General features: G+C 71.3%; 23 protein-coding genes. 16 read left to right on the forward strand and 7 right to left on the reverse strand.

The features are described from left to right. Nucleotides 1-298 precede the first annotated feature (298 nt). From FDP22_RS11105 to FDP22_RS11150, 9 genes are all read left to right on the forward strand, one after another. On the forward strand, nt 299-781 hold the full coding sequence (locus FDP22_RS11105) for an MSMEG_0572/Sll0783 family nitrogen starvation response protein (protein ID WP_138572949.1): 483 nt from the start codon (nt 299-301) through the stop codon (nt 779-781). Between the two features lie 118 nt (nt 782-899). After that, nucleotides 900-1,877, forward strand: coding sequence for a Nit6803 family nitrilase (locus tag FDP22_RS11110; RefSeq protein ID WP_138572951.1), 978 nt, complete (start codon nt 900-902; stop codon nt 1,875-1,877). Further along, a complete protein-coding gene (locus tag FDP22_RS11115) occupies nt 1,870-2,970 on the forward strand; it encodes an MSMEG_0568 family radical SAM protein (protein WP_138572953.1) in 1,101 nt (366 codons plus the stop codon). The genes FDP22_RS11110 and FDP22_RS11115 overlap by 8 nt, the downstream gene beginning before the upstream one ends. Continuing rightward, nucleotides 2,967-3,512 (forward strand): MSMEG_0567/Sll0786 family nitrogen starvation N-acetyltransferase, encoded by a 546-nt coding sequence (locus tag FDP22_RS11120; protein ID WP_138572956.1) that lies wholly within the window; start codon nt 2,967-2,969, stop codon nt 3,510-3,512. Before FDP22_RS11115 ends, FDP22_RS11120 begins: the two co-directional genes overlap by 4 nt. Continuing rightward, nucleotides 3,509-4,528, forward strand: a complete 1,020-nt coding sequence (locus tag FDP22_RS11125; protein WP_138572958.1) for a sll0787 family AIR synthase-like protein — start codon at nt 3,509-3,511, stop codon at nt 4,526-4,528. Before FDP22_RS11120 ends, FDP22_RS11125 begins: the two co-directional genes overlap by 4 nt. Then, nucleotides 4,521-4,808 (forward strand): MSMEG_0570 family nitrogen starvation response protein, encoded by a 288-nt coding sequence (locus tag FDP22_RS11130; RefSeq protein ID WP_138572960.1) that lies wholly within the window; start codon nt 4,521-4,523, stop codon nt 4,806-4,808. Before FDP22_RS11125 ends, FDP22_RS11130 begins: the two co-directional genes overlap by 8 nt. An 11-nt stretch (nt 4,809-4,819) precedes the next feature. Next, nucleotides 4,820-6,298, forward strand: coding sequence for an NAD(P)-binding domain-containing protein (locus FDP22_RS11140; protein ID WP_239031751.1), 1,479 nt, complete (start codon nt 4,820-4,822; stop codon nt 6,296-6,298). Nucleotides 6,299-6,301: 3 nt separating this feature from the next. Next, on the forward strand, nt 6,302-7,180 hold the full coding sequence (locus tag FDP22_RS11145; protein WP_239031752.1) for a Pnap_2097 family protein: 879 nt from the start codon (nt 6,302-6,304) through the stop codon (nt 7,178-7,180). Nucleotides 7,181-7,272: 92 nt separating this feature from the next. Beyond that, nucleotides 7,273-7,647, forward strand: coding sequence for a DUF983 domain-containing protein (locus tag FDP22_RS11150; RefSeq protein ID WP_138572962.1), 375 nt, complete (start codon nt 7,273-7,275; stop codon nt 7,645-7,647). A 498-nt stretch (nt 7,648-8,145) separates the two neighbouring features. On the opposite strand, the gene FDP22_RS11155 is transcribed toward FDP22_RS11150, so the two are convergent. Both FDP22_RS11155 and FDP22_RS11160 read right to left on the reverse strand, forming a co-directional pair. Next, nucleotides 8,146-9,027 (reverse strand): TIGR01459 family HAD-type hydrolase, encoded by an 882-nt coding sequence (locus FDP22_RS11155; RefSeq protein ID WP_138572964.1) that lies wholly within the window; start codon nt 9,025-9,027, stop codon nt 8,146-8,148. 657 nt (nt 9,028-9,684) lie between these two features. Continuing rightward, nucleotides 9,685-10,683: a TraB/GumN family protein gene (locus tag FDP22_RS11160; RefSeq protein ID WP_170317664.1), complete on the reverse strand. Its 999-nt coding sequence runs from the start codon at nt 10,681-10,683 to the stop codon at nt 9,685-9,687. Between the two features lie 204 nt (nt 10,684-10,887). On the opposite strand from FDP22_RS11160, the gene FDP22_RS11165 reads away from it, so the two are divergent. From FDP22_RS11165 to FDP22_RS11180, 4 genes are all read left to right on the forward strand, one after another. After that, nucleotides 10,888-11,175: a co-chaperone GroES gene (locus FDP22_RS11165; protein ID WP_118135647.1), complete on the forward strand. Its 288-nt coding sequence runs from the start codon at nt 10,888-10,890 to the stop codon at nt 11,173-11,175. Nucleotides 11,176-11,225: 50 nt separating this feature from the next. Further along, a complete protein-coding gene (groL, locus tag FDP22_RS11170; RefSeq protein ID WP_138572970.1) occupies nt 11,226-12,881 on the forward strand; it encodes a chaperonin GroEL in 1,656 nt (551 codons plus the stop codon). A 485-nt stretch (nt 12,882-13,366) separates the two neighbouring features. Beyond that, nucleotides 13,367-14,215: a DMT family transporter gene (locus tag FDP22_RS11175; protein ID WP_138572972.1), complete on the forward strand. Its 849-nt coding sequence runs from the start codon at nt 13,367-13,369 to the stop codon at nt 14,213-14,215. Continuing rightward, nucleotides 14,212-14,547: a hypothetical protein gene (locus tag FDP22_RS11180; protein ID WP_138572974.1), complete on the forward strand. Its 336-nt coding sequence runs from the start codon at nt 14,212-14,214 to the stop codon at nt 14,545-14,547. The genes FDP22_RS11175 and FDP22_RS11180 overlap by 4 nt, the downstream gene beginning before the upstream one ends. On the opposite strand, the gene FDP22_RS11185 is transcribed toward FDP22_RS11180, so the two are convergent. The 5 genes from FDP22_RS11185 to FDP22_RS11205 all read right to left on the reverse strand — a co-directional run bounded on the left by FDP22_RS11185 (nt 14,532) and on the right by FDP22_RS11205 (nt 19,725). Further along, nucleotides 14,532-16,454 carry a choice-of-anchor I family protein gene (locus FDP22_RS11185; protein WP_138572976.1) on the reverse strand — a complete coding sequence of 641 codons (1,923 nt, stop codon included), beginning with the start codon at nt 16,452-16,454 and terminating at the stop codon, nt 14,532-14,534. The genes FDP22_RS11180 and FDP22_RS11185 overlap by 16 nt on opposite strands. 232 nt (nt 16,455-16,686) lie before the next feature. Continuing rightward, on the reverse strand, nt 16,687-17,760 hold the full coding sequence (locus FDP22_RS11190) for a 5-(carboxyamino)imidazole ribonucleotide synthase (protein ID WP_138572977.1): 1,074 nt from the start codon (nt 17,758-17,760) through the stop codon (nt 16,687-16,689). 40 nt (nt 17,761-17,800) lie between these two features. Beyond that, the gene (gene purE / locus FDP22_RS11195) at nt 17,801-18,292 is read right to left on the reverse strand and encodes a 5-(carboxyamino)imidazole ribonucleotide mutase (protein WP_138572979.1); all 492 of its coding nucleotides are present in this window, start codon (nt 18,290-18,292) and stop codon (nt 17,801-17,803) included. Between the two features lie 123 nt (nt 18,293-18,415). Continuing rightward, the gene (locus FDP22_RS11200; RefSeq protein ID WP_138572981.1) at nt 18,416-19,339 is read right to left on the reverse strand and encodes a metalloregulator ArsR/SmtB family transcription factor; all 924 of its coding nucleotides are present in this window, start codon (nt 19,337-19,339) and stop codon (nt 18,416-18,418) included. A 164-nt stretch (nt 19,340-19,503) separates the two neighbouring features. Continuing rightward, nucleotides 19,504-19,725 (reverse strand): YdcH family protein, encoded by a 222-nt coding sequence (locus tag FDP22_RS11205; RefSeq protein WP_239031753.1) that lies wholly within the window; start codon nt 19,723-19,725, stop codon nt 19,504-19,506. Nucleotides 19,726-19,848: 123 nt separating this feature from the next. Here FDP22_RS11205 and FDP22_RS11210 point away from each other — a divergent pair, with 123 nt between their 5' ends. The 3 genes from FDP22_RS11210 to FDP22_RS11220 all read left to right on the forward strand — a co-directional run bounded on the left by FDP22_RS11210 (nt 19,849) and on the right by FDP22_RS11220 (nt 21,868). Beyond that, the gene (locus FDP22_RS11210; RefSeq protein WP_138572983.1) at nt 19,849-20,661 is read left to right on the forward strand and encodes a S49 family peptidase; all 813 of its coding nucleotides are present in this window, start codon (nt 19,849-19,851) and stop codon (nt 20,659-20,661) included. Between the two features lies 1 nt (nt 20,662). Beyond that, the gene (locus tag FDP22_RS11215; protein ID WP_138572985.1) at nt 20,663-20,842 is read left to right on the forward strand and encodes a hypothetical protein; all 180 of its coding nucleotides are present in this window, start codon (nt 20,663-20,665) and stop codon (nt 20,840-20,842) included. Nucleotides 20,843-20,935: 93 nt separating this feature from the next. Further along, a complete protein-coding gene (locus FDP22_RS11220) occupies nt 20,936-21,868 on the forward strand; it encodes a calcium/sodium antiporter (protein WP_138572987.1) in 933 nt (310 codons plus the stop codon). Nucleotides 21,869-22,019: the final 151 nt, after the last annotated feature.

Consider the following 22,019-nt stretch of genomic DNA (forward strand, 5'->3'; position numbering starts at 1 on the left):
AGCGCGATGTCCCGGGGAATTGAAGCGGATTGTATGTAGGTATCATTGTATGCCGAATGAGTCTCGCTGTTTTTGTCAAATGATTCGGGAATGTTTCCGAAATGCGCCGCCCGGATTCCGGGTTATCCCGGGTAGAAATTGCATATTATGCGGGCGAAGCGAGGGAATTTTGCCGAAAAAATCATCCCGGACGGGCATTTCGTTAAAAAAATTGTATGCAGATTGAATTGCAAATTGACTGCATTCCGGCGCGCCGCACATCCTGCACCTGACCCCAGTCAGGAACAGGAGACATCAGATGCCTGCAGTCACTCAGGAAGCCCACAAGGACGGCGACTTCTTCGTCAACTACGAGGAAAAGGTCTTCGAGGACGTGAAGGCCGAAGCCGGTGAGAAGGCGCTGGTCACCTTCCACACCGTCGCCTTCGAAGGCTCCATCGGCCTCGTGAACATCCTCAATGCCATTCGCCTGAACCGGAAGGGCTACGAGACCTCCATCCTGCTCTACGGCCCGGGCGTGACGCTGGGCATCCAGCGCGGCTTCCCCACGCTGGGCGACGAGGCCTTCCCCGGGCACCAGAACTTCGCGGTGAACCTGAAGAAGTTCATGGGCGAGGGCGGCAAGGTCTACGCCTGCCGTTTCGCGCTCCAGGCGCTCTACGGCCATGGCGAGCCCTCGCTGCTGCCCGGCATCACCCCGATCGCCCCGCAGGACGTGCTGGACTGCATCCTCCTGCACAAGAAGGCCAACGCGGTGATCCTCGACACCTGGACGGTCTGACCCGCCGCCCCGGGGCACCGCGCCGTCGGTGCCCCGGGCCCCCCGGACGGGCCGCCCCGAACCGCAGCCGAGAGCGCCGCCCCCGGCGCTCCGGCCTCCCCGAGACCGGAGCCATGACATGAGAACCGACACCATCCGGGCCGCCGCGGTCCAGATCGCCCCCGATCTCACGGGTCGGGCGGGCACGGTCGAGCGGGTGCTGAACGCCATCGCCGAAGCGGCGGACAAGGGCGCGCGCTTCATCGTCTTCCCCGAGACCTTCGTGCCCTACTACCCGTATTTCTCCTTCGTGCTGCCGCCGGTGCAGCAGGGGGCGCCGCATCTCGAGCTCTACCGCGAGGCGGTCACCATCCCCTCGCCGGAAACCCGCGCGGTGGCCGAGGCCGCCCGCACCCGCGGCGTGGTGGTGGTGCTGGGGGTGAACGAGCGCGACCATGGCTCGCTCTACAACACCCAGCTCATCTTCGACGCGGACGGCACGCTGGCCCTCAAGCGTCGCAAGATCACCCCCACCTACCATGAGCGCATGGTCTGGGGGCAGGGCGACGGCGCCGGGCTGAAGGTGGTCGACACCGCCGTGGGCCGCGTGGGCGCGCTGGCCTGCTGGGAGCATTACAACCCGCTCGCCCGCTACGCGCTGATGGCCCAGCACGAGGAGATCCACGCCGCCCATTTCCCCGGCAGCCTGGTGGGCCCGGTGTTCGGCGAGCAGATCGAGGTGACCATGCGCCACCACGCGCTGGAGGCGGGCTGTTTCGTGGTGAACGCCACCGGCTGGCTCACCGAGGAGCAGATCGCCTCCATCCACCCCGACCCCGCCCTGCAGAAGGGCCTGCGCGACGGCTGCATGACCTGCATCGTCTCGCCCGAGGGCCGGCATCTCGCGCCCCCGCTCACCGACCGGGAGGGCATCCTGATCGCGGACATGGACATGCGGCTGATCACCAAGCGCAAGCGGATGATGGACAGCGTGGGCCATTACGCCCGCCCCGAGCTGCTGCATCTCGTGCATGACACCCGCCCCGCGCAGCCGCGCCATGAGGCCCCCGCGCCCGAGGCCGCCGCCCCATCCGAGGAGGAACCCGCCGATGTCTGACTCCGAGCTCATCAACGACCTTCAGACCAGGGGCATGCGCCTGGTCGACCCCCGCGCCGGCCATGAGAGCCGCCGCGGCGGGGCAGGGCCCTCGGACCACAAGGCGATCACCATCGGCACCACCACGGTGATGGTGCCGGTGCACACCGCGCCTGCCTTCGAGAGCCCCTATCTCGTCGAGGCGCCGGATGCCTCGGGTGCTGCGCGCGTGTTGCGTGACGGGGCGGAGGTGGCGCGCGTGCGCTTCCCGCTGCGCCCGCGCTTCTACGAGCTGAAGACCGCGGACGGCATCCCCTACAACCAGATCGCGGTGCTGCACTCGCGCGACGTGCTCGCCACCACGGTGCTGCAGACCTGCATCCGCTACGAGAGCCGCAAGAAGACCTGCCAGTTCTGCTCCATCGGCCAGAGCCTCGCCGCCGGGCGCACCATCGCGCACAAGACCCCCGCCCAGCTCGCCGAGGTGGCGAAGGCTGCGGTGGCGCTCGACGGGGTGAAGCACATGGTGCTCACCACCGGCACCCCGCGCGGCAAGGACCGCGGCGCCGCCGTGCTGGCCGAGAGTGCGGCCGCCATCAAGGCCGCGGTGGATCTCCCCATCCAGGCCCAGTGCGAGCCGCCGGAGGATGACGCCTGGCACCGCCGCATGGCCGATGCCGGGGTCGACGCGCTGGGCATGCATCTCGAAGCCGTCACGCCCGAGGTCCGCGCCCGCATCATGCCCGGCAAGGCGAGCGTGCCGCTGGAGAAGTACTTCTCCTCCTTCGAGGCGGCGGTGAAGGTGTTCGGCCACGGGCAGGTTTCCACCTACATCCTCGCGGGGCTGGGAGACAGCGCGGAGGCCATTCTCGCGATGTCCGAGAAGCTCTGTGCCATGGGCGTCTACCCCTTCGTGGTGCCCTTCGTGCCGATCTCGGGCACGCCGCTGGAGAGCCATCCCGCGCCCAGCTCGGCCTTCATGGCCTCCATCCTGCGCCCGCTCGGCGCGATGATCGTGGCCGCGGGCATGAAGTCGGAGGACATCAAGGCCGGCTGCGGCAAGTGCGGCGCCTGCTCGGCCCTCTCCACCTACGAGAAGCTGAGGGTGGCATGAGCGCGCTCGACCAGTCCGTCTTCCACTGCCCTGGCTACTACATCCGCGCCGCGGGCGAGCCCTGGGAACATGCCGGCGCCGCCGCCCTGCGCCACCGGGTGTTCGTGGAGGAGCAGGGCATCTTCACCGGCCATGACCGCGACGCGATCGACGATGTCGCCACCGCGCTGGTGGCGATCTCCACCTACGCCCATGAGGCTGACGAGGTGGTGGGCACCGTGCGCATCCATGAGGCGGAGCCGGGCCTGTGGTGGGGCTCGCGCCTCGCGGTGGACGCGCGGTTCCGCCGGGTGGGGCGGCTGGGCTCCGAGCTCATCCGCCTTGCGGTGCGCACCGCGCATGGCCGGGGCTGCGAGACTTTCCTCGCCCATGTGCAGAAGCAGAACGTGCCGCTGTTCCGCCGCCTGCACTGGGCGCTGGAGGAGGAGGTGAGCCTGCACGGCGTGCCCCATGCCCGGATGCGCGCCGACCTCGCGAAATACCCCCCCATCGCGGACCCGTTCGCCGGCTGGCTCGCGCTGGTGCGGAGTGCCGCGCGATGAGCGGCGCCGGACCGCGCCCCGCGCCGGCCGCTGCCGGGCCGGAGGGCCTCGCCGCCCTCGCCGGGGCGCTGCGGGCGCATCCCTCCATCCGCGGCAAGCGCGCCATCGCCGCGGCCACGGCAGAGCTCGGCCTGGGCGCGGCGAGCGCCGGCCAGCCGGGCGACGACGCCGCCGTCCTGCCGCGCCCCGGCGGCGGGTATGACCTGCTGGCCGGCGAGGGGTTCATCCCCGCCTTCGTGGCCGACGACCCCTGGTTCGCCGGCTGGTGCGGCGTGATGGTGAACCTCTCCGACATCGCCGCGATGGGGGGCCGGGCGGTGGCCCTCATCGACCAGGTCTGGGCCCCCTCGGCGGAGGCGGCAGCCCCCATGATGGCCGGCCTGCGCGCCGCGGCCGAAGCCTACGGCGTGCCCGTGGTGGGCGGCCACACCAATTACGCCGGGCGCGAGCTGTCGCTCGCCGTGTCGGTGTTCGGCCGGGCGGAGGCGCTGATCTCCGGTGCCGCTGCCCGCCCGGGCGAGACGCTCATCGCCGCGGTGGACCTGCGCGGCGCCTACCGGCCCAGCTTCGACAATTTCTGCGCCGCCCTCGACGTGGCGCCCGAACGCCTGCGCGCCGACCTCGCCCTGCTGCCGGAGCTGGCGGAGGCCGGGCTGGTGCGCGCCGGCAAGGACATCAGCCAGGGCGGCATCGCCGGCACCGCGCTGATGCTGGCGGAATGCTCGGGCGCCGGCATCGACATCGACCTGGACGCGCTCGTCCTGCCCGGGGGCACGGACCCGGAGCGCTGGCTGCGCAGCTTTCCCAGCTTCGGCTTCCTGCTCACCGCCCGGCCGCAGGACGCGGCCGCAGTCTGCGCCCGTTTCGCCGCGCGCGACATCTCCGCAACCGTCATCGGCACGGTCACCCCCGGCAGTGCCGTCACCTTCCGCTCCGGCGGGGCGGCGGCGCTGTTCTGGGACCATGCCGCAACCCCCTATCTCGGCCTCGCGCCGAAGGAGCCCTCCCATGCCTGAAGTCCGTTTCACCCTGCGCTGGCCCGATGGCAGCGAGGATGTGTGCTACTCGCCCTCCACGGTGATCACCCGGTTCTTCACCGTGGGCGAGAGCTACGCGCTGCCCGATTTCCTCACCCGCGCGCGCATCGGCTACGAGAAGGCCTCCATGCGCGTGGCCGAGCGCTACGGCTATGCCTGCACCGCCGCGATGGCCGAGCTGGACCGGATCGAGGCCCGTGCCGCCACCTTCGAGGGCCAGGCGGAGGCCGCCGTCGCCTGCACGGCGATGAGCCAGTGAGGGAGGGCGACATGAAGGACCTGAAGGAGACGGCCCCGGAGCACCGGGTTTCCGTCGTCATCGTGGGCGGCGGACAGGCCGGGCTCTCGGTGAGCTGGCACCTCACGCGCCGCGGCATCGACCATGTGGTGCTGGAGCGCTTCGGCCGCTTCCACTCCTGGCGGGAGAACCGCTGGGACAGCTTCTGCCTCGTGACGCCGAACTGGCAGTGCCGGCTGCCGGGCTTTCCCTACGCGGGGCCGGACCCGGACGGCTTCATGCTGCGCGACGAGATCACCGAATACCTCGATGCCTTCGCGGCGAGCTTCGACCCGCCGCTGCGCGAGGGCGTCACCGTCACCCGCGTCACGCGGGACGCGGGCGGAGAGGGCGTGCGGGACGCGGGCGGAGAGGGCGTGCGGGATGCGTGCGCAGGCGGCGCGCCGAACGCGGCCGGAGAGGGCGCGCAGGAGGCAGGCGGAGAGGGGGAGCCGCACACGGTCAGCCCTGCGCGGCTCCCGGCAGATGGCCCGTGGCAGGCGGAAGCCGGAGCGCGCGGCGCGGGTGGCACCGATGCCCCGGCCAACACCGGTTACCGGGTGGAGACTTCGGCAGGCATCTGGCGCTGCGACCATGTGGTGATCGCCACCGGCGGCTACGACAGCCCGATCGTGCCGCCCTGCGCCGCGGCGCTGGACCCGGCCGTCACCCAGCTCCACTCGCGCGATTATCGCCGCCCGGAGCAGCTCCCCGAGGGCGGTACGCTGGTGGTCGGCACCGGCCAGTCCGGCGTGCAGATCATGGACGACCTCGTGCGCGTCGGCCGCGAGGTGCACCTCGCCGTGGGCCCCGCGCCGCGCAGCCCGCGCAAGTACCGCGGCCGCGACGCGACCGACTGGCTCTACGACATGGGCCATTACGCCATGACCATCGACCGCCACCCGGACCCCGCGGCGGCCGTCTCGAAGACCAATCACTACATGTCCGGGCGCGACGGCGGCCGGGAGATCGACCTGCGCCGCTTCCACGTGGAGAACGGCGTGCAGCTTTACGGCAGCCTGGCGGATATCGAGGGCACCCGCATCCGCTTCCTGCCCGACCTCGGCCGCAATCTCGATGACGCGGACCGCTCCTACCTCGGCATCCGCACCCAGATCGACGCCTGGATCGCCCGGCAGGGCATCGATGCGCCCGCGGAGCCGCCCTTCGAGCCGCTCTGGCACCCGGAGCGGGAGACGCAGGAGATCGACTGCGCCGCGCTCGGCATCACCTCGGTGGTCTGGTCCATCGGCTTCCGCCCGGATTACGGCTGGATCGACGTGCCGGTCTTCGACGACCGCGGCCGCCCGCTCTACACGCGCGGCGTCTGCCCGGTGCCGGGGATGTATTTCATCGGCCTGGGCTGGCTGAACACCTGGGGCTCCGGCCGCTTCCTCGGGATCGACGAGGACAGCAATCATCTCGCCGGGGTGATCGAGGCCCGCCATGCCGCCGCCCGGGCGGAGGCCTGAGCCGTGCGGGCCCTGACCCCGGCCGCCCCGCGCCCCACCCGGCCGGAGGCCCCGTCCGGCACGCCCCGGCACGCGGACGCGGCGGCCGTCCTGCCCCTGCGCCCCGCACCGCCGGCGCCGGAGCTCGCTGACGAGGTCCGGCTGGGCATGGCCCAGCTCGGGCCGGACGGGCTCTCCGAGCAATGGCTGCTGCGCGACTGCGGCGACCGGCACTGGCAGCTCATCGCCCTGGCGATGGGCCAGGCGCGCGCCGTGTTCACCGATGCGGACGGTCGCCCGGTCTATGCCGCCTTCTGCGCCACCTCGCTGGAGCTGGAGGCGCCGGGACCGGGCGCGCTCGGCGGCGTGCTCGGCCTGCGCTCGGCGCTGTTCCGGCTGGGCGCGAGCCGCATCGGCTCCATCCATCACCTCGCCGTGGACGGCCGCCCGGCCGGGCGGTTGCGGATGATCTCCACCTTCGTGGGCCATGGCCCGGAGGGCGGCAACCGCGGCATCCTGCGCCGCCCGCCGCTGCGCCGGGTCGTGCTGCCGGAGGCGGGCCCCGAGCTGTCGGACCTCGCTGCGCACAGCCGCGCCACGGTGCGCGCCCTGGCGCCGGCCCGGCCGGAGCCGGCGCCGCTGCTCGCGGTCACGCCCTGCCCAGCGCTTGACTTCAACGCGGTGGGATTGCTGTATTTTCCCGCCTTCAGCGCGCTGGCCGAGCGGGCGCGCACGGCCCGACCCGGGCCGCTGGCCCGTCGGGATGTGATCTACCTCGGCAATGTCGACCCGGGCGACAGCATCGCCCTCCACCCGGAGCCGGGGCAGGGTGCGGGGGCGCTGGGCCTGTGGCGCCCTGACGGGGTGCGCATCGCCACCGTGCGCAGCCGATACCATCAGTAACGTGACAATCGGTCCACAATGATGCCTTCAATCTCCGCGGCGCGCGGCGCATATGGAGGGGAGGAAACGCCTGCAATCCAAGGACCCCGGAAATGGCCGAAAACCTCGCCCCCGATGACCGCCCGCTGCGCCCGGCCGTGCTGCGCGGCCTGCGCCGCCGCTGCCCGCGCTGCGGCGTGGGAAAGCTGTTCTCCGGGTATCTGCGGGTGAATGACTGCTGCGACTCCTGCGGGCTGGACCTTACCCGGCAGCGCGCGGATGACGGCCCGGCCTATATCGTGATCCTCATCGTCGGCCATGTGATGGGCTTGCTGATGCTCGAACTCTCGTCATTCCTGCGCGTGGCGCCGCTGACGGTGGCCGCCGTGCTCTGCGTGGTGGCCCTCGGCCTGTCGATGTGGATGTTGCCACGGGTGAAGGGCGGGTTCATCGCCTATCAGTGGGCCAAGGGGCTGCACGGCTTCTGAGGCCTGCGCCCGGCACGGCCTGCGGTGCCGGTGCTGCCACGCCGAACGGCGCGGCCCTTGCTCCGCCCACGCCGCACGCCGCGACGCGCGCCGGGTGTCCCGTTCAGCGCGCTGCGCGGTATGGCCTGGCGCGGGGCAGCATAGCCGGGCGCGGTGCGGAAGGCGCGGGCGTACCGGGACAGTCGATTGCGCCTGCCGGTGCGCGCGGTATGGTCTGGCGCGGCAGAGCGTCGTCGGGCGCGGTGCGGCGGGTGCAGGCGCACCTGGGCAGCCGATTGCGCCTGCCCGGCTCGCCCGGTGGTCCTGATGGCTGTTCCCGCCGGCCCGCCGTTGCAGCGCGCCCCCCGAGCTCCCCTCCCGCGGGCGCTCCGCCCGGTGAGAGACGTGGCGGAGGGGCGGTTCCGGGCGCACCCGGACCGCCGCGGCCTTGCAGCGGTGCGCCCGCCCGCTCTCCGAGCCCTCCGTCGGTGCCCTGGGGTTGCGAGGGGGGCGCCGGGGTCAGCGCAGGCGGCCGATGGCGTAGCTCGGGTCCAGGTCGTGCGCATCGAGATAGCTGTAGAGGCGTTCGGCATCCGGCGCTTCCACGTCCGGGCCCATCTCCGGGGCCGCCAGCCCGCCGGTGATGAACAGCGTGTCGAGCCCCTGGTCCACGCCGCCGCGCACGTCGGTGTGGATGCCGTCTCCCACGCACAGGATGCGATCGTCCGCGATCTCGCGGCCCGCCGCGGCGTACAGGCGCTGACGGGCGAGGTCGTAGATCGGCGCGTGCGGCTTGCCGAAGTAGCACGAGGTGCCCCCGGCCGCGGTGTAGGCGGCGGCGATGCCGCCCGCGCACCAGATGCGCTGCTCGCCGCGGTCCACGAACACGTCCGGGTTGGCGCAGAGCAGCTTCAAGCCGCGCGCCACGCCTTCGGCGATCATGTCGGTATAGTCGTCCGGGCTCTCGGTCTCGTCGTGGAACAGGCCGGTGCACACGATGCCCTCGGCCTCGGCCAGTGGCACCCGGGCGATCTCGGTATGCGGCAGGTCGCGGCCCGGCTCGGTGAAGAAGGAGATGTCGCGCTCGGGGCCGAGATGGAAGACCCTTGTGCCGAAGGCGCCGGAGAGCATCGCCGCCTGGGCCGCGTCGCCGGAGGAGACGATGTCGTCACGCACGTCCATCGGGGTGCCCACGGCGTCGAGCTGGCCATGCACCGAGCGGCGCGGACGCGGCGAGTTGGTGAGCAGCAGCACCGTGCCGCCGCGCGCCTTGAAGCGGCGCAGGGCCTCCACCGCGGCGGGATAGGTGGTGATGCCGTTGTGCAGGCAGCCCCAGAGGTCGCAGAAGAGGGCGTCGTAGCGCCCGGCGATCTCATCGAGCGACGTGATAATCTGGGTCATGGGGTGTTCCGCGGCTTGGGGTGGCATGCGCAGGTGCAGCGGCGCAGGTGTAGCCGCCACCCGTCGGGCAATCAACCCGATGGCTGGCCGTGCCACCGGCCCGCGGCGCGCGAACACGCCCGTGCCCGGGCGTCGGCCGCAGGGGAGGCGGGCGCAGCGGCGCGGCCTTCCGGCCTCCCCGCACCCGGGGCCTGCCGCCCTGCGCGGGTCCCGCCGGACGAGGCGAGCGGTGGCCGCCGGCGCGCCGCGCTGCGGACGCAGGCTGTTCCGCCCGGGCCGCGTGTGCCGGCCGACGGGCGGTGAACGGCCGTCTCCGGACGGCGGTGCTGCGGCCGGAGCCGCGGGCGCCGCACGAGGTGAGGTGTGAGAAGCGCCTTCCGAGGCGCCGCGCTGCGGCCGCGCTCTGTGCGGCCGCAGCGGCAGGCAACGGGACGGCAGGCAACGGGACGGCAGGCAACGGGACGGCAGGCAACGGGACGGCAGGCAACGGGACGGCAGGCAACGGGACGGCAGGCAACGGGACGGCAGGCAACGGGACGGCAGGCAACGGGACGGCAGGCAACGGGACGGCAGGCAACGGGACGGCAGGCAACGGGACGGCGGGCGGCAGGCCGCGGGATGGCAGGCGGCGGTTTGCCCGGTTCCGGGCGGAGGCGCTCAGAGGTTCACGCGGGTGATGGTCCAGCCCTCGTCGTCGAGCAGTTGCAGAACCCCGGCCGCGCCGGGCAGGTGCAGCGCACCCACGGCGACGAAGGCGCCGCCGCGCTCCAGCTCCATCTCCAGCTTCGGCAGCCACTTGCGGTTGCGCCCCTCGATGAGCCGGGTCTCGAAGAGCGCGATCAGCGCGTCGGCCTTCTCCTGCGGCAGCACCTTGTAGGTCTCGTACTTGCCGTATTCCCAGATCGCCTGCAGGTCGCCGTCGAGATAGAGCTTCTTGGAGGAGGCGCGGTAGTTCTCCGCGTCGCGGGAGGTGACGATCACCAGTTCGAGCAGGTCCGCCTCGGTGCGCGCATCGCCGGAGCGGAAGGCATCCATCGCCTCCGCGCCGGTCTCCAGTCCGATGATCTGGCGGCCGCTGTCGCGCGCCTCGTTCATGATGCGCCGGTCCAGCACCGGGGCGGCCTGGGCGGCCTCCAGCGCGCAGGCCGGCTGGGCCAGCAGCATGGAGAGGAACCAGGGGTGCATGCGCTGGGCCATGTCCAGCGTCATGCCGTATTGCGGCAGGATCCCGGCGAGCATCTCCAGCGCCTGCGGCGAGAGCTTCTGCGAGAGCGGGGTGCCGGAGAGGTCGAAGATCTGCGCCGGGTTGGCGGCAAAATCCTGTTCCATCTGCGACATTTCGTCCAGCGTGATCTCCACAACCACCCGCTGCGCCTCCCCCAGCGCGGCTTCCACCGGGGCGGGAAGCGTGGTGATCTCCGGGTCCGCGTCATGGTAGGTGCCGAAGATCCAGGACACGCGCCCGGCCTTCTCCGCCGTCCAGAACCGGCCCTCGCCATGCGGCACCGCGTCGGCGGCCGAGAAGATGCTCCGGTAGTCGGCGGGGGCATCGCCGCGCAGGGCGGAGAGGCGGTCCTCGCCGCCGCACAGCGCCAGGGCCGGGGCGGCGAGAATGGAAAGAAGGGCTCCGAGGCCGGTTGCAACGCGCGTCTTCATCCACATCTCTCCATGGTCGTCGGGGGCTGGATCAGAGATAGCCTTCCTCTTGACAGACTCAAGGCCGGAGCGTATCTGGCAACCACGTTAGCACTCACGGGCGGCGAGTGCTAACAGGCGGACCGGCGGCGCCCCGCGTCGCATGGCCCGGCAATGACTGCCCGCAAGGACATACGGAAAACGCAGTTCCAAGGAGCGACTTCCATGAAATTCACCCCCCTGCATGACCGCGTTCTGGTCCGTCGCCTCGAAGGCGAAGAGAAGACCAAGGGCGGCCTGATCATCCCCGACAGCGCAAAAGAAAAGCCGGCCGAGGGCGAAGTGATCGCGGCGGGCGAAGGCGCGCGCAAGGATTCGGGCGAGCTGATCCCGATGGCCGTGAAGGCTGGTGACCGCGTGCTGTTCGGCAAATGGTCGGGCACCGAGGTCAAGGTCGACGGCGAAGACCTGCTCATCATGAAGGAAGGCGACATCCTCGGCCTGATCGGCTGAGCGACCGCCTCCTCTCCCTCCGAAACAACTGAATAGAAGGAGCACGCAACATGGCTTCGAAAGACGTCAAGTTCAGCACCGACGCCCGCGACCGCATGCTGCGCGGCGTGGACATCCTCGCCAACGCCGTGAAGGTGACCCTGGGCCCGAAAGGCCGCAACGTGGTCATCGACAAGTCGTTCGGCGCGCCCCGCATCACCAAGGACGGTGTCTCGGTGGCCAAGGAAATCGAACTGGAAGACAAGTTCGAGAACATGGGCGCCCAGATGGTCCGCGAAGTCGCTTCGCGCACCAACGACACCGCCGGTGACGGCACCACCACCGCGACCGTCCTCGCACAGGCGATCGTGAAAGAGGGCATGAAGTCGGTTGCCGCCGGCATGAACCCGATGGACCTGAAGCGCGGCATCGACCTCGCCGTGGCCCGTGTCGTGGAGTCCATCAAGGCGATGGCCCGTGACGTGACCGGCACCGACGAAGTCGCCCAGGTCGGCACCATCTCCGCCAACGGCGAATCCGAGATCGGCCGTCAGATCGCTGATGCGATGCAGAAGGTCGGCAACGAGGGTGTCATCACCGTCGAGGAGAACAAGGGCCTCGAGACCGAGACCGAAGTCGTCGAGGGCATGCAGTTCGACCGCGGCTACCTCTCGCCCTACTTCATCACCAACGCCGACAAGATGGTGGCCGAGCTCGAGGACGTCTACATCCTCCTGCACGAGAAGAAGCTCTCCTCGCTCCAGCCGATGGTGCCGCTGCTCGAGTCCGTGATCCAGACCGGCAAGCCGCTGCTGATCATCGCCGAGGACGTGGAAGGCGAGGCCCTGGCCACGCTCGTCGTCAACAAGCTGCGTGGCGGCCTGAAGATCGCGGCCGTGAAGGCTCCGGGCTTCGGCGATCGCCGCAAGGCCATGCTGCAGGACATCTCGATCCTGACCGGCGGCCAGGTGATCTCGGAAGACCTCGGCATGAAGCTCGAGAATGTCACCATCGACATGCTCGGCACCGCCAAGAAGGTCCGCATCACGAAGGACGACACCACGATCGTCGACGGTTCGGGCGAGAAGTCCGAGATCGAGGCGCGCGTCGCCCAGATCCGTCAGCAGGTCGAGGAGACCACCTCCGACTACGACCGCGAGAAGCTCCAGGAGCGTCTTGCCAAGCTCGCCGGTGGTGTGGCCGTGATCCGCGTCGGCGGCTCGACCGAGGTCGAGGTGAAGGAGCGCAAGGACCGCGTCGATGACGCGCTCAACGCGACCCGCGCCGCGGTTCAGGAAGGTATCGTCGTGGGCGGCGGTGTCGCTCTCGTGCAGGGTGCCAAGGCGCTCGACGGTCTCGAAGGCGTCAACGCCGACCAGAACGCCGGCATCAACATCGTCCGCCGTGCCCTCGAGGCCCCGCTGCGCCAGATCGCCAACAACGCCGGCGTCGACGGCGCCGTGGTTGCCGGCAAGGTGCGCGAGTCCGACGACAAGGCCTTCGGCTTCAACGCGCAGACCGAAGAATATGGCGACATGTTCAAGTTCGGCGTGATCGACCCGGCCAAGGTGGTGCGCACCGCGCTGCAGGACGCCGCGTCCGTGGCCGGCCTGCTCATCACCACCGAGGCGATGGTTGCCGACAAGCCGGAGCCGAAGGGCGCCGGTGGCGGCATGCCCGACATGGGTGGCATGGGCGGCATGGGCGGCATGGGCGGCATGATGTAATCATCGCCGTTCCCGCTCAGGAACGTCTGCCAGAGATGGCACGGAAGGGCCGCCCGCAAGGGCGGCCCTTTTCGCTTGCGCGCGGCCCCGCCCGGGCCGGACACTCACCGCACTCACCGCACTCACCGCACTCACCGCACTCACCGCACTCACCGCACTCACCGCACTCACCGCACTCACCGCACTCACCGCACTCACCGCACTCACCGCACTCACCGCACTCACCGCACTCACCGCACTCACCGCACGCGCACACCGTGCCGAGCGGGAGGTTTCAGACCCGCGAACCGCCCGGTCACGGGGAAAACGGGGGCGCTCCCGTGCCGTGGTCACCTGCCGGTGCCCCCGGCTTTGGGCCGGGCCGGGTGCTGCGCAGCCGGCGGTGGCGCGGAACGGGGGGTGTGGGAGAGGGAGGTTCCCCGGCGCGCCTGGGGCGGCGCACGGCGCTTTACAGGCGGGGCGGCTGCCGCCATAGGTGACGGATCATGCGTCTGTTCCTGCTCACGGCTCTCACCCTCATCGCCTTCGCGGCCAACTCCGTGCTCGCGCGCGCCGCCCTCGCGGAGGGGGCGATCGGGCCGGGCCTGTTCACCGCGCTGCGCCTCGCGGCCGGCGCGCTCATGCTGGGGTTCCTGGTGGCGGCGCGGCGGCGCCGGGCGGGGCGGGGCGCGGGCGGGCTCTCGGGCGGCTGGTTTCCGGCTCTGATGCTGCTCGTCTATGCCGCGGGCTTCTCCTTTGCCTATACCGGGCTGCCCACGGGCACCGGGGCGCTGATCCTGTTCGGCGGCGTGCAGGTGACCATGTTCGCCGGCGCACTGGCGGGCGGCGAGCGGCCGGGTGTCGCGCGCTGGGCGGGGGCGGTGCTGGCGCTGGCCGGGCTGGGCGTGCTCTTCGCCCCCGGAGCGGCGGCGCCCGCGCCGGACCGGGCGGCGCTGATGCTCGCCGCCGCGGTGGGCTGGGGTGTCTACTCGCTGCGCGGGCGCGCCGCGGGCGACGCGCTGGGCGCGACGGCCGGCAACTTCCTTCTCGCCGCCGTGCCGGGCTGTGCCATCGGGCTGCTGGCCGGGGAGCCGGCGCCGGGGCTGGTCGGCGTTCTGCTGGCGGTCGCCTCCGGGGCGGTGGCCTCCGGGCTGGGCTATGCCCTGTGGTACACGGTGCTCCTGCGGCTGGAGATGAGCGTGGCGGCCGTGGCGCAGCTCACCGTGCCGCTGATCGCGCTGGCCGGCGGCATGGTGTTTCTCGGCGAGCCGGCCACCTGGCGCTTCGCCGTGGCCGCGGCGCTGGTGCTCGGCGGGGTGGGCGGGGCGATCCTGCTGGGAAGGCGCCGGGCGTGAGCGCGCATGACAGCCGCCGCGCGCTGCTGGTGTTTCCGGGGCGCGACCTGCGCCGGGCGGCGCGGCCGCTCGGGCATGGCTCGCTCGCCGCCGGGCTGCGGCAGGCGATCCGGCGCGGGCTGGCGGAGGAGGCGGCGGGCGCGGTGCAGGTGCCGGCGGCCTGGCCGGGGGGCCGGCCGGTGGTGCTGCAACTGGAGCCGCCGCTGCGCGCGGCGCTGGAGGCGCGGGCCGCCGCCGCCGGGGTGTCTCCCGAAGCGGCGGCGCTGGCACTCGCGGCGCGCGGGGTCGCGCCGCGCGCCGCGGGGCATCCGGACGCTCAGAACACGAAGTGATCCGCGTCCAGGGTGACGTCGGCGGCATGGGTCAGCACGATCTTGTCGCCGGCGTCACCGTAGCGCACCACGGTGCGCTCCTCCGTGCGCGCGACCAGGGTGAGGTCCTCGAAGGCGAGGCCGGTGGCCGAGAGGTCCAGCCGGTCGTCGCTCTCGAACTTCCAGACCCTGTCGAGCCCGTCGCCCTCCATGAAGGCGAAGGTGTCGGCGCCCGCGCCGCCGCGCATGCGGTCGTCCCCGGTGCCGCCGATCAGCAGGTCGTCGCCGCCGTTGCCGCGCAGGATGTCGTCGCCCGCGCCGCCCATGAGGGTGTTGTCCTGCCAGTTGCCGCGCAGCAGGTCATCGACCAGCGAGCCGGTCATCGTGCCCGCGTCGCGCGCGATGCGCCCGTCCAGGCCCGAGGCGAGGTCGATGAGCGTGGTGGTGCCGGAGACCTCGTAGGCCACCGCGAGCTGGGCCGAGCCGCTCACGCTCTGGGCCGCCGGGATGAACCGGATCACCTCGGGCGAGGTGTCGCCCACCACCGCGCTCTCGATATAGGCGGCGAATTCCGGGGCGGCGGGGGTGTCGATGTTGAAGATCATGATGCCGCTGTCGCGCTCCAGCCCGATGAAGGCGAAGCGGTGGCCGTCCACCTCGCCCACGGCGACGGCTTCCGGCTCCGGGCCCTTGGCGTCGGAGCGGTTGTCGTCCACCACGCCGGGGGCGTCATTGGGAAAGTCGTCGTTGTTGAAGGCGTTGGCCACGCGCAGGCGGGCGATCACGGTCTCGAACATGTCACCGGAATCGAACACCTCGGTGCCGTCGGCGGCGAAGATGGTGAAGGAGCGCGCGCCGTAGGCGTAGAGCGCGTCGAAGTCGCCGTCGCCATCCGTGTCGCCGTCGACGGTCGAGACGGAGAGGCGGCCGATGCCCGCGTCGGTCTGCAGGGCGGCGGCGTCGGGGAAGGCGTCGGGGTCCAGGTCGAGGTCCTCGATGCGGGCGTTCTCGCCGCGGTCGTCGCCCTCGTTGGCGGTGATGTACCAGGTCTGGCCGGCGTCCTCGAAGGCGGCGATGGAATCGGCCATGCGCATGCCCAGCACCGGGTGGCGGGCGATGTCGATCGCGTCGTCCTTGTCGGAGGCGTCGAACCCGTTGCCCGGCAGGGAATGGTCGGTGGTGCCCAGGGTGCGGATGTCGGACCAGCTCCGGCTCTCCAGGTCGAACACCGCCACGGCGTTCGCCTCCTGCAGGGTGACGAAGAGCTGGCTGCCGTCCGGCGAGACGGCGATGTATTCCGGCTCGAAGTCGCCGGAGGCGGAGGCGCCGGGGAAGATGCGGATGCCGGCGGCGCGCAGCGCGTCCTCCAGCCCGTCGAATTCGGAGAAATCATAGGTGGCGGCGGCGCGCGGGGCGGCGAGGTCCACCACGGTGATGCTGCCCTTCGCGGGGGTGGCGTAATCCTCGATGAACTCGCCGTCCGCGTCGGTGCGGGTCTCAGCCTCGTTGGCCACGTAGACCTGCGTGCCGTCGGCGGAGAAGGTCACCATGTCCGGGTGGTTGCCGGTTTCCACCAGGGTGGGGGCCGCGTCCGGGTCCGCCGCGTCGAAGAGGGCGAGCAGGCCGGCGCGGGCCTGCGCGCTCTCGCCGGAGCCGATGTCGGTGGTGTCGATGGCCACCGCGATGGTGCCGTGGCTCACCGCCACGGAGTTCACGCCCTTGTAGTCCGGCAGGGAGGTGAGATCGACGGAGCGCTCCAACGCCATGGTCGCGGCGTCGATGACGTCGATGCGCCCGGCCGCGCCGTTGGTCACGTAGAGCAGCCCGTCCTCATAGGCCACCACCTCGGAGCCGGCCTCGCCGAAGCCGCTCACGTAGCTGCCGGCAAGGGTGATGCCGCTGGCGGCGGCGCTGTCGTTGTAGGCCATCTGTCTGTCTCCCGATCCCTGGTGCGCAAGCGCGCTCGGCCCCTGCCATAGGCGGCGGGCCTGACGGAGACGCGACAGCATTGCGACGAAGGCGTGACAGGCTCGGCCGCGGCGCTGTGGCACCTCGTCCGCCGGTCCCGGGCACACCGGTCTGGCTCCGGACAAGTGGCAGGGTGACAGGAAGGGTCAGGACCGGGGCAGGCACCACAGGCGCGCGATGCCCGCCGATCGTTCAGCGGCGGGGCGAGATCCGGGTGACGTGCCCCATCTTCCGCCCGGGCCGGGCTTCGGCCTTGCCGTAGAGGTGGAGGCCGGTGGCGGGGTCGGCGGCGTAGCGCGCCCAGTCCCCGGCCTCGTCGCCGATGAGGTTGGTCATCACCGCGTCCGAGTGCCGGCTGCCGTCGCCCAGCGGCCAGCCGGCCACGGCGCGGATGTGCTGGGCGAACTGGTCGATCACGCAGGCCTCGATGGTCCAGTGCCCGGAATTGTGCACCCGGGGCGCGATCTCGTTGACCACCAGCCCCGAGGCGGTGACGAACAACTCCACCCCCATCACGCCCACGTAGTCCAGTGCGTTGAGGATGCGCCCGGCCAGCAGAACCGCATCGGTTCCCCGGCCGCGGCCGAGGCTGGCGGGCAGGGTGGTGGTGTGCAGGATGCCGTCGCGGTGCACGTTCTCGCCCGGGTCGTAGCAGGTGACAGACCCGTCCAGCGCGCGGGCCGCGATCACGGAGACCTCGCGTTCGAAGGCCACGAACCCTTCCAGCAGGCCCGGCGCGCCGGCAAGTGCGGCGAAGGCCTGCGGGGCCTCCTCCGGCGCCATGATGCGCACCTGGCCCTTGCCGTCATAGCCCATGCGGCGGGTTTTCAGGATGGCGGGCGTGCCGATCTCGGCGAGCGCCGCCTCCAGTTCCTCCAGCGTGTCGACCGCGCGGTAGGGCGCCGTGGCGAGGCCCAGCCCGGCGAGGAAATCCTTCTCCGTCAGCCGGTCCTGCGACATCTCCAGCGCCCGCGCGCCCGGCCGCACCGGGCGCAGCGCTTCCAGCACCGCGACGGCCTCCAGCGGGATGTTCTCGAACTCGAAGGTCACCACGTCCACGCTGTCGGCGAAAAGCCGCAGCGCCTCGGTGTCATCGTAGCCGGCGGTGGTCACGGCATGGGCCACGTCGCCGGCCGGCGGGTTGGCCAGCGGGTCGTAGACATGACAGCGCAGCCCCAGCCGGGCGGCGGCGATGGAGAGCATGCGGCCAAGCTGCCCGCCGCCGAGAATGCCGATGGTCGCTCCGGGGTGCAGGGCTTCTGTCACGGTCGGGGGTCTCCACAGATGAGGGGGCAGGGGACGGGGATCAGAGCGCGTCGACCGGCGCATCGGCGACGGCCTCGCTCTGCGCGAGGCGCCAGGCGTCGAGCCTGTCGGCGAGGGCGGGGTCGGTCGTGGCAAGCTGCGCCAGGGCGAAGAGTGCGGCGTTCGCCGCCCCCGCCGCGCCGATCGCCAGCGTGCCGACCGGGATGCCGCGCGGCATCTGGACGATGGAGAGCAGGCTGTCGAGCCCGGACAGCGCCTTCGACTGCACCGGCACGCCGAGCACCGGAACCCGGGTCTTGGCCGCGAGCATCCCCGGCAGGTGCGCCGCTCCGCCGGCCCCGGCGATGATGGCGCGCAACCCGCGCCCCGCGGCACTTTCGGCATAGGCGAACAGCCGGTCGGGCGTGCGATGGGCGGAGACGATCTTCACCTCATGGGCCACGCCGAACTCCTCCAGGAGCACGGCGGCATTGCGCATCGTCTCCCAGTCGGACTGGCTGCCCATCACGATTCCGACGAGGGGAGAGGCCATGCGATGCTCCTTCACGCGCTTGAGGTGGCGCACCTTATTGCGGCCGCAGGGCGTGTTCAAGCACGCAGCGCCGCCCCGCGCGACGGGCCGGGCAGGGCGATGCTCCCCGGCGCGGCGCGCGGCTCAGGCTTCGTCCTCCGCGCCGGTGGCCTCCGTGGACGCGGGGCCGAGATGCCAGGCGAGCGCTTCCAGCAGGCGCGCCCAGCCGTTCTGCAGCCGGGCGCCGCGCTCCGGCTGGCCCGGCTCCAGCGCATGGCTCACCACGATCACGCAGCCGCCACTTTCCGGGTAAAGCTCGACCTGCACCTGCTCGGATTCCGCGGTCTCCGGCCCGTCGGCATAGGTGAAGATCAGGTATTCCCCGCGCGACAGCTCCAGGAAGGTGCCCCGGCGGTAGTGGCTGCCCTCCGGGCCGCTGCGGATCAGCCGGAAATGCCCGCCCGGGCGGGGGTCGATCTCCACGAAGCGCTCGGTGTCGCCGCTCGCCGGCGTCTCGTAGGCCTCGAACACCCAGGACGGCGCGCTGCGGGCATCGATCAGCGCGGCGAACACCGTGGCCGGAGAATGCGGCAGCATGCGCGCGGCGGTGATGCGCTCCTGGATCGACATCGGGCTTCCTTTCTGTGCTCCCGCCTCGCGTGGCCGGACGGGGCGCGGATCGGCGGGGCGGGCAGCCGGCGTGCCGGCCTGAGCGGCAGTCCTGGCCTGGCCCCGCTGTCCGGGCGCGGCCCGGGCCTCGCGGGAGGAGGGGCGGGGCGCCTCGGGCCCGGGGGCATGCCCGGAAGCGCTCTCGAGCCAGGCAAGCGCCGGCAGGGCCGCCCCTGGCACGGCATGGCAGACATGGGTGCGCCCGTGCACCTCGCGGCGGATGAGCCCGGCGGCCTCCAGAACCTTCACGTGTTTCGACACCGCCGCGAGGGTCATCGCGAAGGGCTGCGCGAGGTCACCGATGCGCGCGGGCTGGCGCCGGACGCGCGAGAGGATCGCGCGCCGCGTCGGGTCGGCGAGGGCGCCGAAAATGGTGTCAAGGTTTTTGTCTCCGGGCATGAGGCGGATATGTTTCCGCCGCCCGGGAAGTCAACAAGCGCGCTGCGCGAGGGCCCGCGACGTGACGCCGGCGCCTCTGCGCGGCGATCCGCCCGCCCGCCGCCCGGCAGGATCCGGCACGAAAGGGATCTCCCCCACGCCGCACGCGCAGGCCGGCGCCCGGTTCAGGCGATGATGTCGGGGGTGAGCGTGTCCTCGATGCGCGAAATCTCGTCCTTCAGCAGCAGCTTGCGCTTCTTCAGCCGGCGGATGGTGAGGATGTCGGCGCGCGCCTCCATGTCGAGCGCGGCAATCGCCTGGTCCAGGTCCCGGTGTTCCCGCCGCAGCATGTCGAGCCGGATGCGCAGGATGTCCTCGCGGCTCATCTGTGGAGGTGTGTTGTTCATCTCACCATTCATGAGCAGAGGTCCGCGGGCTTGGGGCGACAGAGGCAACATATCGCACTCGGACGCGCTCCGAAAGAGCCGCCGCCGCTTGAAGGGGTGCTTTTCGAAGGCTAGATATCGGGGATGAAACTCGTTTCCCGACTTCGAGAGCTGTTTCCCTCCCGCCCGACCGTGGCGGTGATCCGCCTCTACGGGGCTATCGGCGTCTCCGGACGCTTCGGCTCAGCGCTGTCCGATCACGCGCTGGCCGGGACAATCGAGCGCGCCTTCCGGCGCGGCAAGCCGAAGGCGGTGGCGCTGGCGATCAACTCGCCCGGCGGCTCGCCCACGCAATCGGCGCTGATCGCCGCGCGCATCCGGCGGCTGGCGGCGGAGAGGAACATCCCCGTCTTCGCCTTCTGCGAGGACGTGGCCGCCTCCGGGGGCTACTGGCTCGCCACCGCGGCGGACGAGATCTGGGCCGATGACAACTCGGTGATCGGCTCCATCGGGGTGATCTCCGCCGGCTTCGGCCTGCAGGACCTCATCGCCCGCCACGGGGTGGAGCGCCGGGTGCACACGGCCGGGCAGAGCAAGTCCATGCTCGACCCGTTCCGCCCGGAGCAGCCGGAGGATGTCGCCCGCCTCACCCGGGTGCTCGAACGCATCCACGCCAATTTCAAGCTGCAGGTCGCCTCCCGCCGCGGCGCGAAGCTGCCCGAGGGCGAGGACCTGTTCACCGGCGACATCTGGATCGGCGCCGAGGCGCGGGACAAGGGGCTGATCGACGGTGTCGGCCACCTGATCCCGGTGATGAAGGCGAAGTTCGGGCCGAAGACCCGCTTTGCCCTGTGCAGCCCGAAACGCTCGCTGTTCCAGCGCATCGGCGCCCCGGGCGCTGCCAGCCTGGTGGAGGCGGTCGAGGATCGCAGCCTCTGGGCCCGGTACGGGCTGTGACATGATGGCGAAAATCGCGCTTCTGCTGCTCGTCGTGCTCGCGGTCATCGCGCTGGCGGGGAAGTGGGCGGAGAAGATCCTGCCGCGCCGAAAGGGCCCCGAGGTGCGCGCGGCCCGCAAGTGCCCGCAATGCGGTGCCTGGCAGGTGGAGGGGGTTCCCTGCATCTGCGCAGAAAAATGACCCTCCGCCCTTCCGCCGCCGGTACGCCGCGCATACATGAGAGACCCGATCGCCCCCACACGCGGGCCTGAACGTACCGGAGCTGCCGCCAATATGGATATCGTCTGGGTCCTCGCCGGCCTCGTCCTTCTTGTGGTCGGGGGGGACGTTCTCGTGAAGGGGGCCGTCGGGCTCAGCCTGAAGCTCGGCATTCCGGCGCTCATCGTCTCGCTCACCATCGTCGCCTTCGGAACCTCGGCGCCGGAGCTGCTGATCTCGGTGAAATCGGCCATGGACGGGCTTCCCGGCCTCGCCATCGGCAACGTGGTCGGCTCCAACATCGCCAACGTGCTGCTGGTGCTGGGCATTCCGGCGCTGATCGCGCCCATCGCCACGCGGGACTGCGAGACCGGGCGCTCCTTTGTCATCATGCTGGGCGTGCTGGTGCTGTTCACCGTGCTGTGCTTCCTCGGGCCGCTGACCTGGTGGCACGGGCTGGTGCTGTTGGGCGTGCTGGCGGCGGTGATCGCGGAGAACCTGTGGTCGGCGAAGAAATCCCGCGACAGCGACATGGCCTCGGAACTCGACGAGGTCGACCCCCACCTGCCGGGCTGGAAACTGTCGCTGCTCATCGTGGCGGGCATCATCACCCTGCCGCTGGGCGCGCAGATGCTCATCGAGGGCGCGCGCAACATCGCCTCCCAGGCCGGCATCTCCGACGCGGCCATCGGCCTCACCCTCGTGGCCGTGGGCACCTCGCTGCCCGAGCTGGCCACCTCGGTGATGGCCGCCATCCGCCGCCAGGCCGACGTGGCCATGGGCAACGTGATCGGCTCGAACATCTTCAACATCGGCGCCATCATGGGCATCACCAGCTTCTTCGGCCCGGTGGAGGTGGACCAGTCCTTCCTGGATTACGACCTGTGGGTGATGATCGCGGTGAGCCTGGTGCTGGCGCCGTTCATCTGCAAGATCCCGGTGCTGGGCCGCTTTTCCGGCGGCGTGTTCGTGGCCCTCTACGTGGGCTACATCTGGACGGTGCTCTGAGCCGCGGCGGCGTCTCCCGCGCTCTCAGGGGCCTGCACACCCTTGCCCCGTGTCAGTCCCCCGCCCGGGCGCCGAGCCGGCGCGCGCGCCGATCGCATGAGGCGCGACTTGTCCCGTCGCGCCAGCCGCCTGCTGCACGAGCCCCCGCGCG

Origin of the sequence: Paroceanicella profunda, assembly GCF_005887635.2 — a bacterium.
In the GTDB taxonomy this organism is placed as follows: domain Bacteria; phylum Pseudomonadota; class Alphaproteobacteria; order Rhodobacterales; family Rhodobacteraceae; genus Paroceanicella; species Paroceanicella profunda.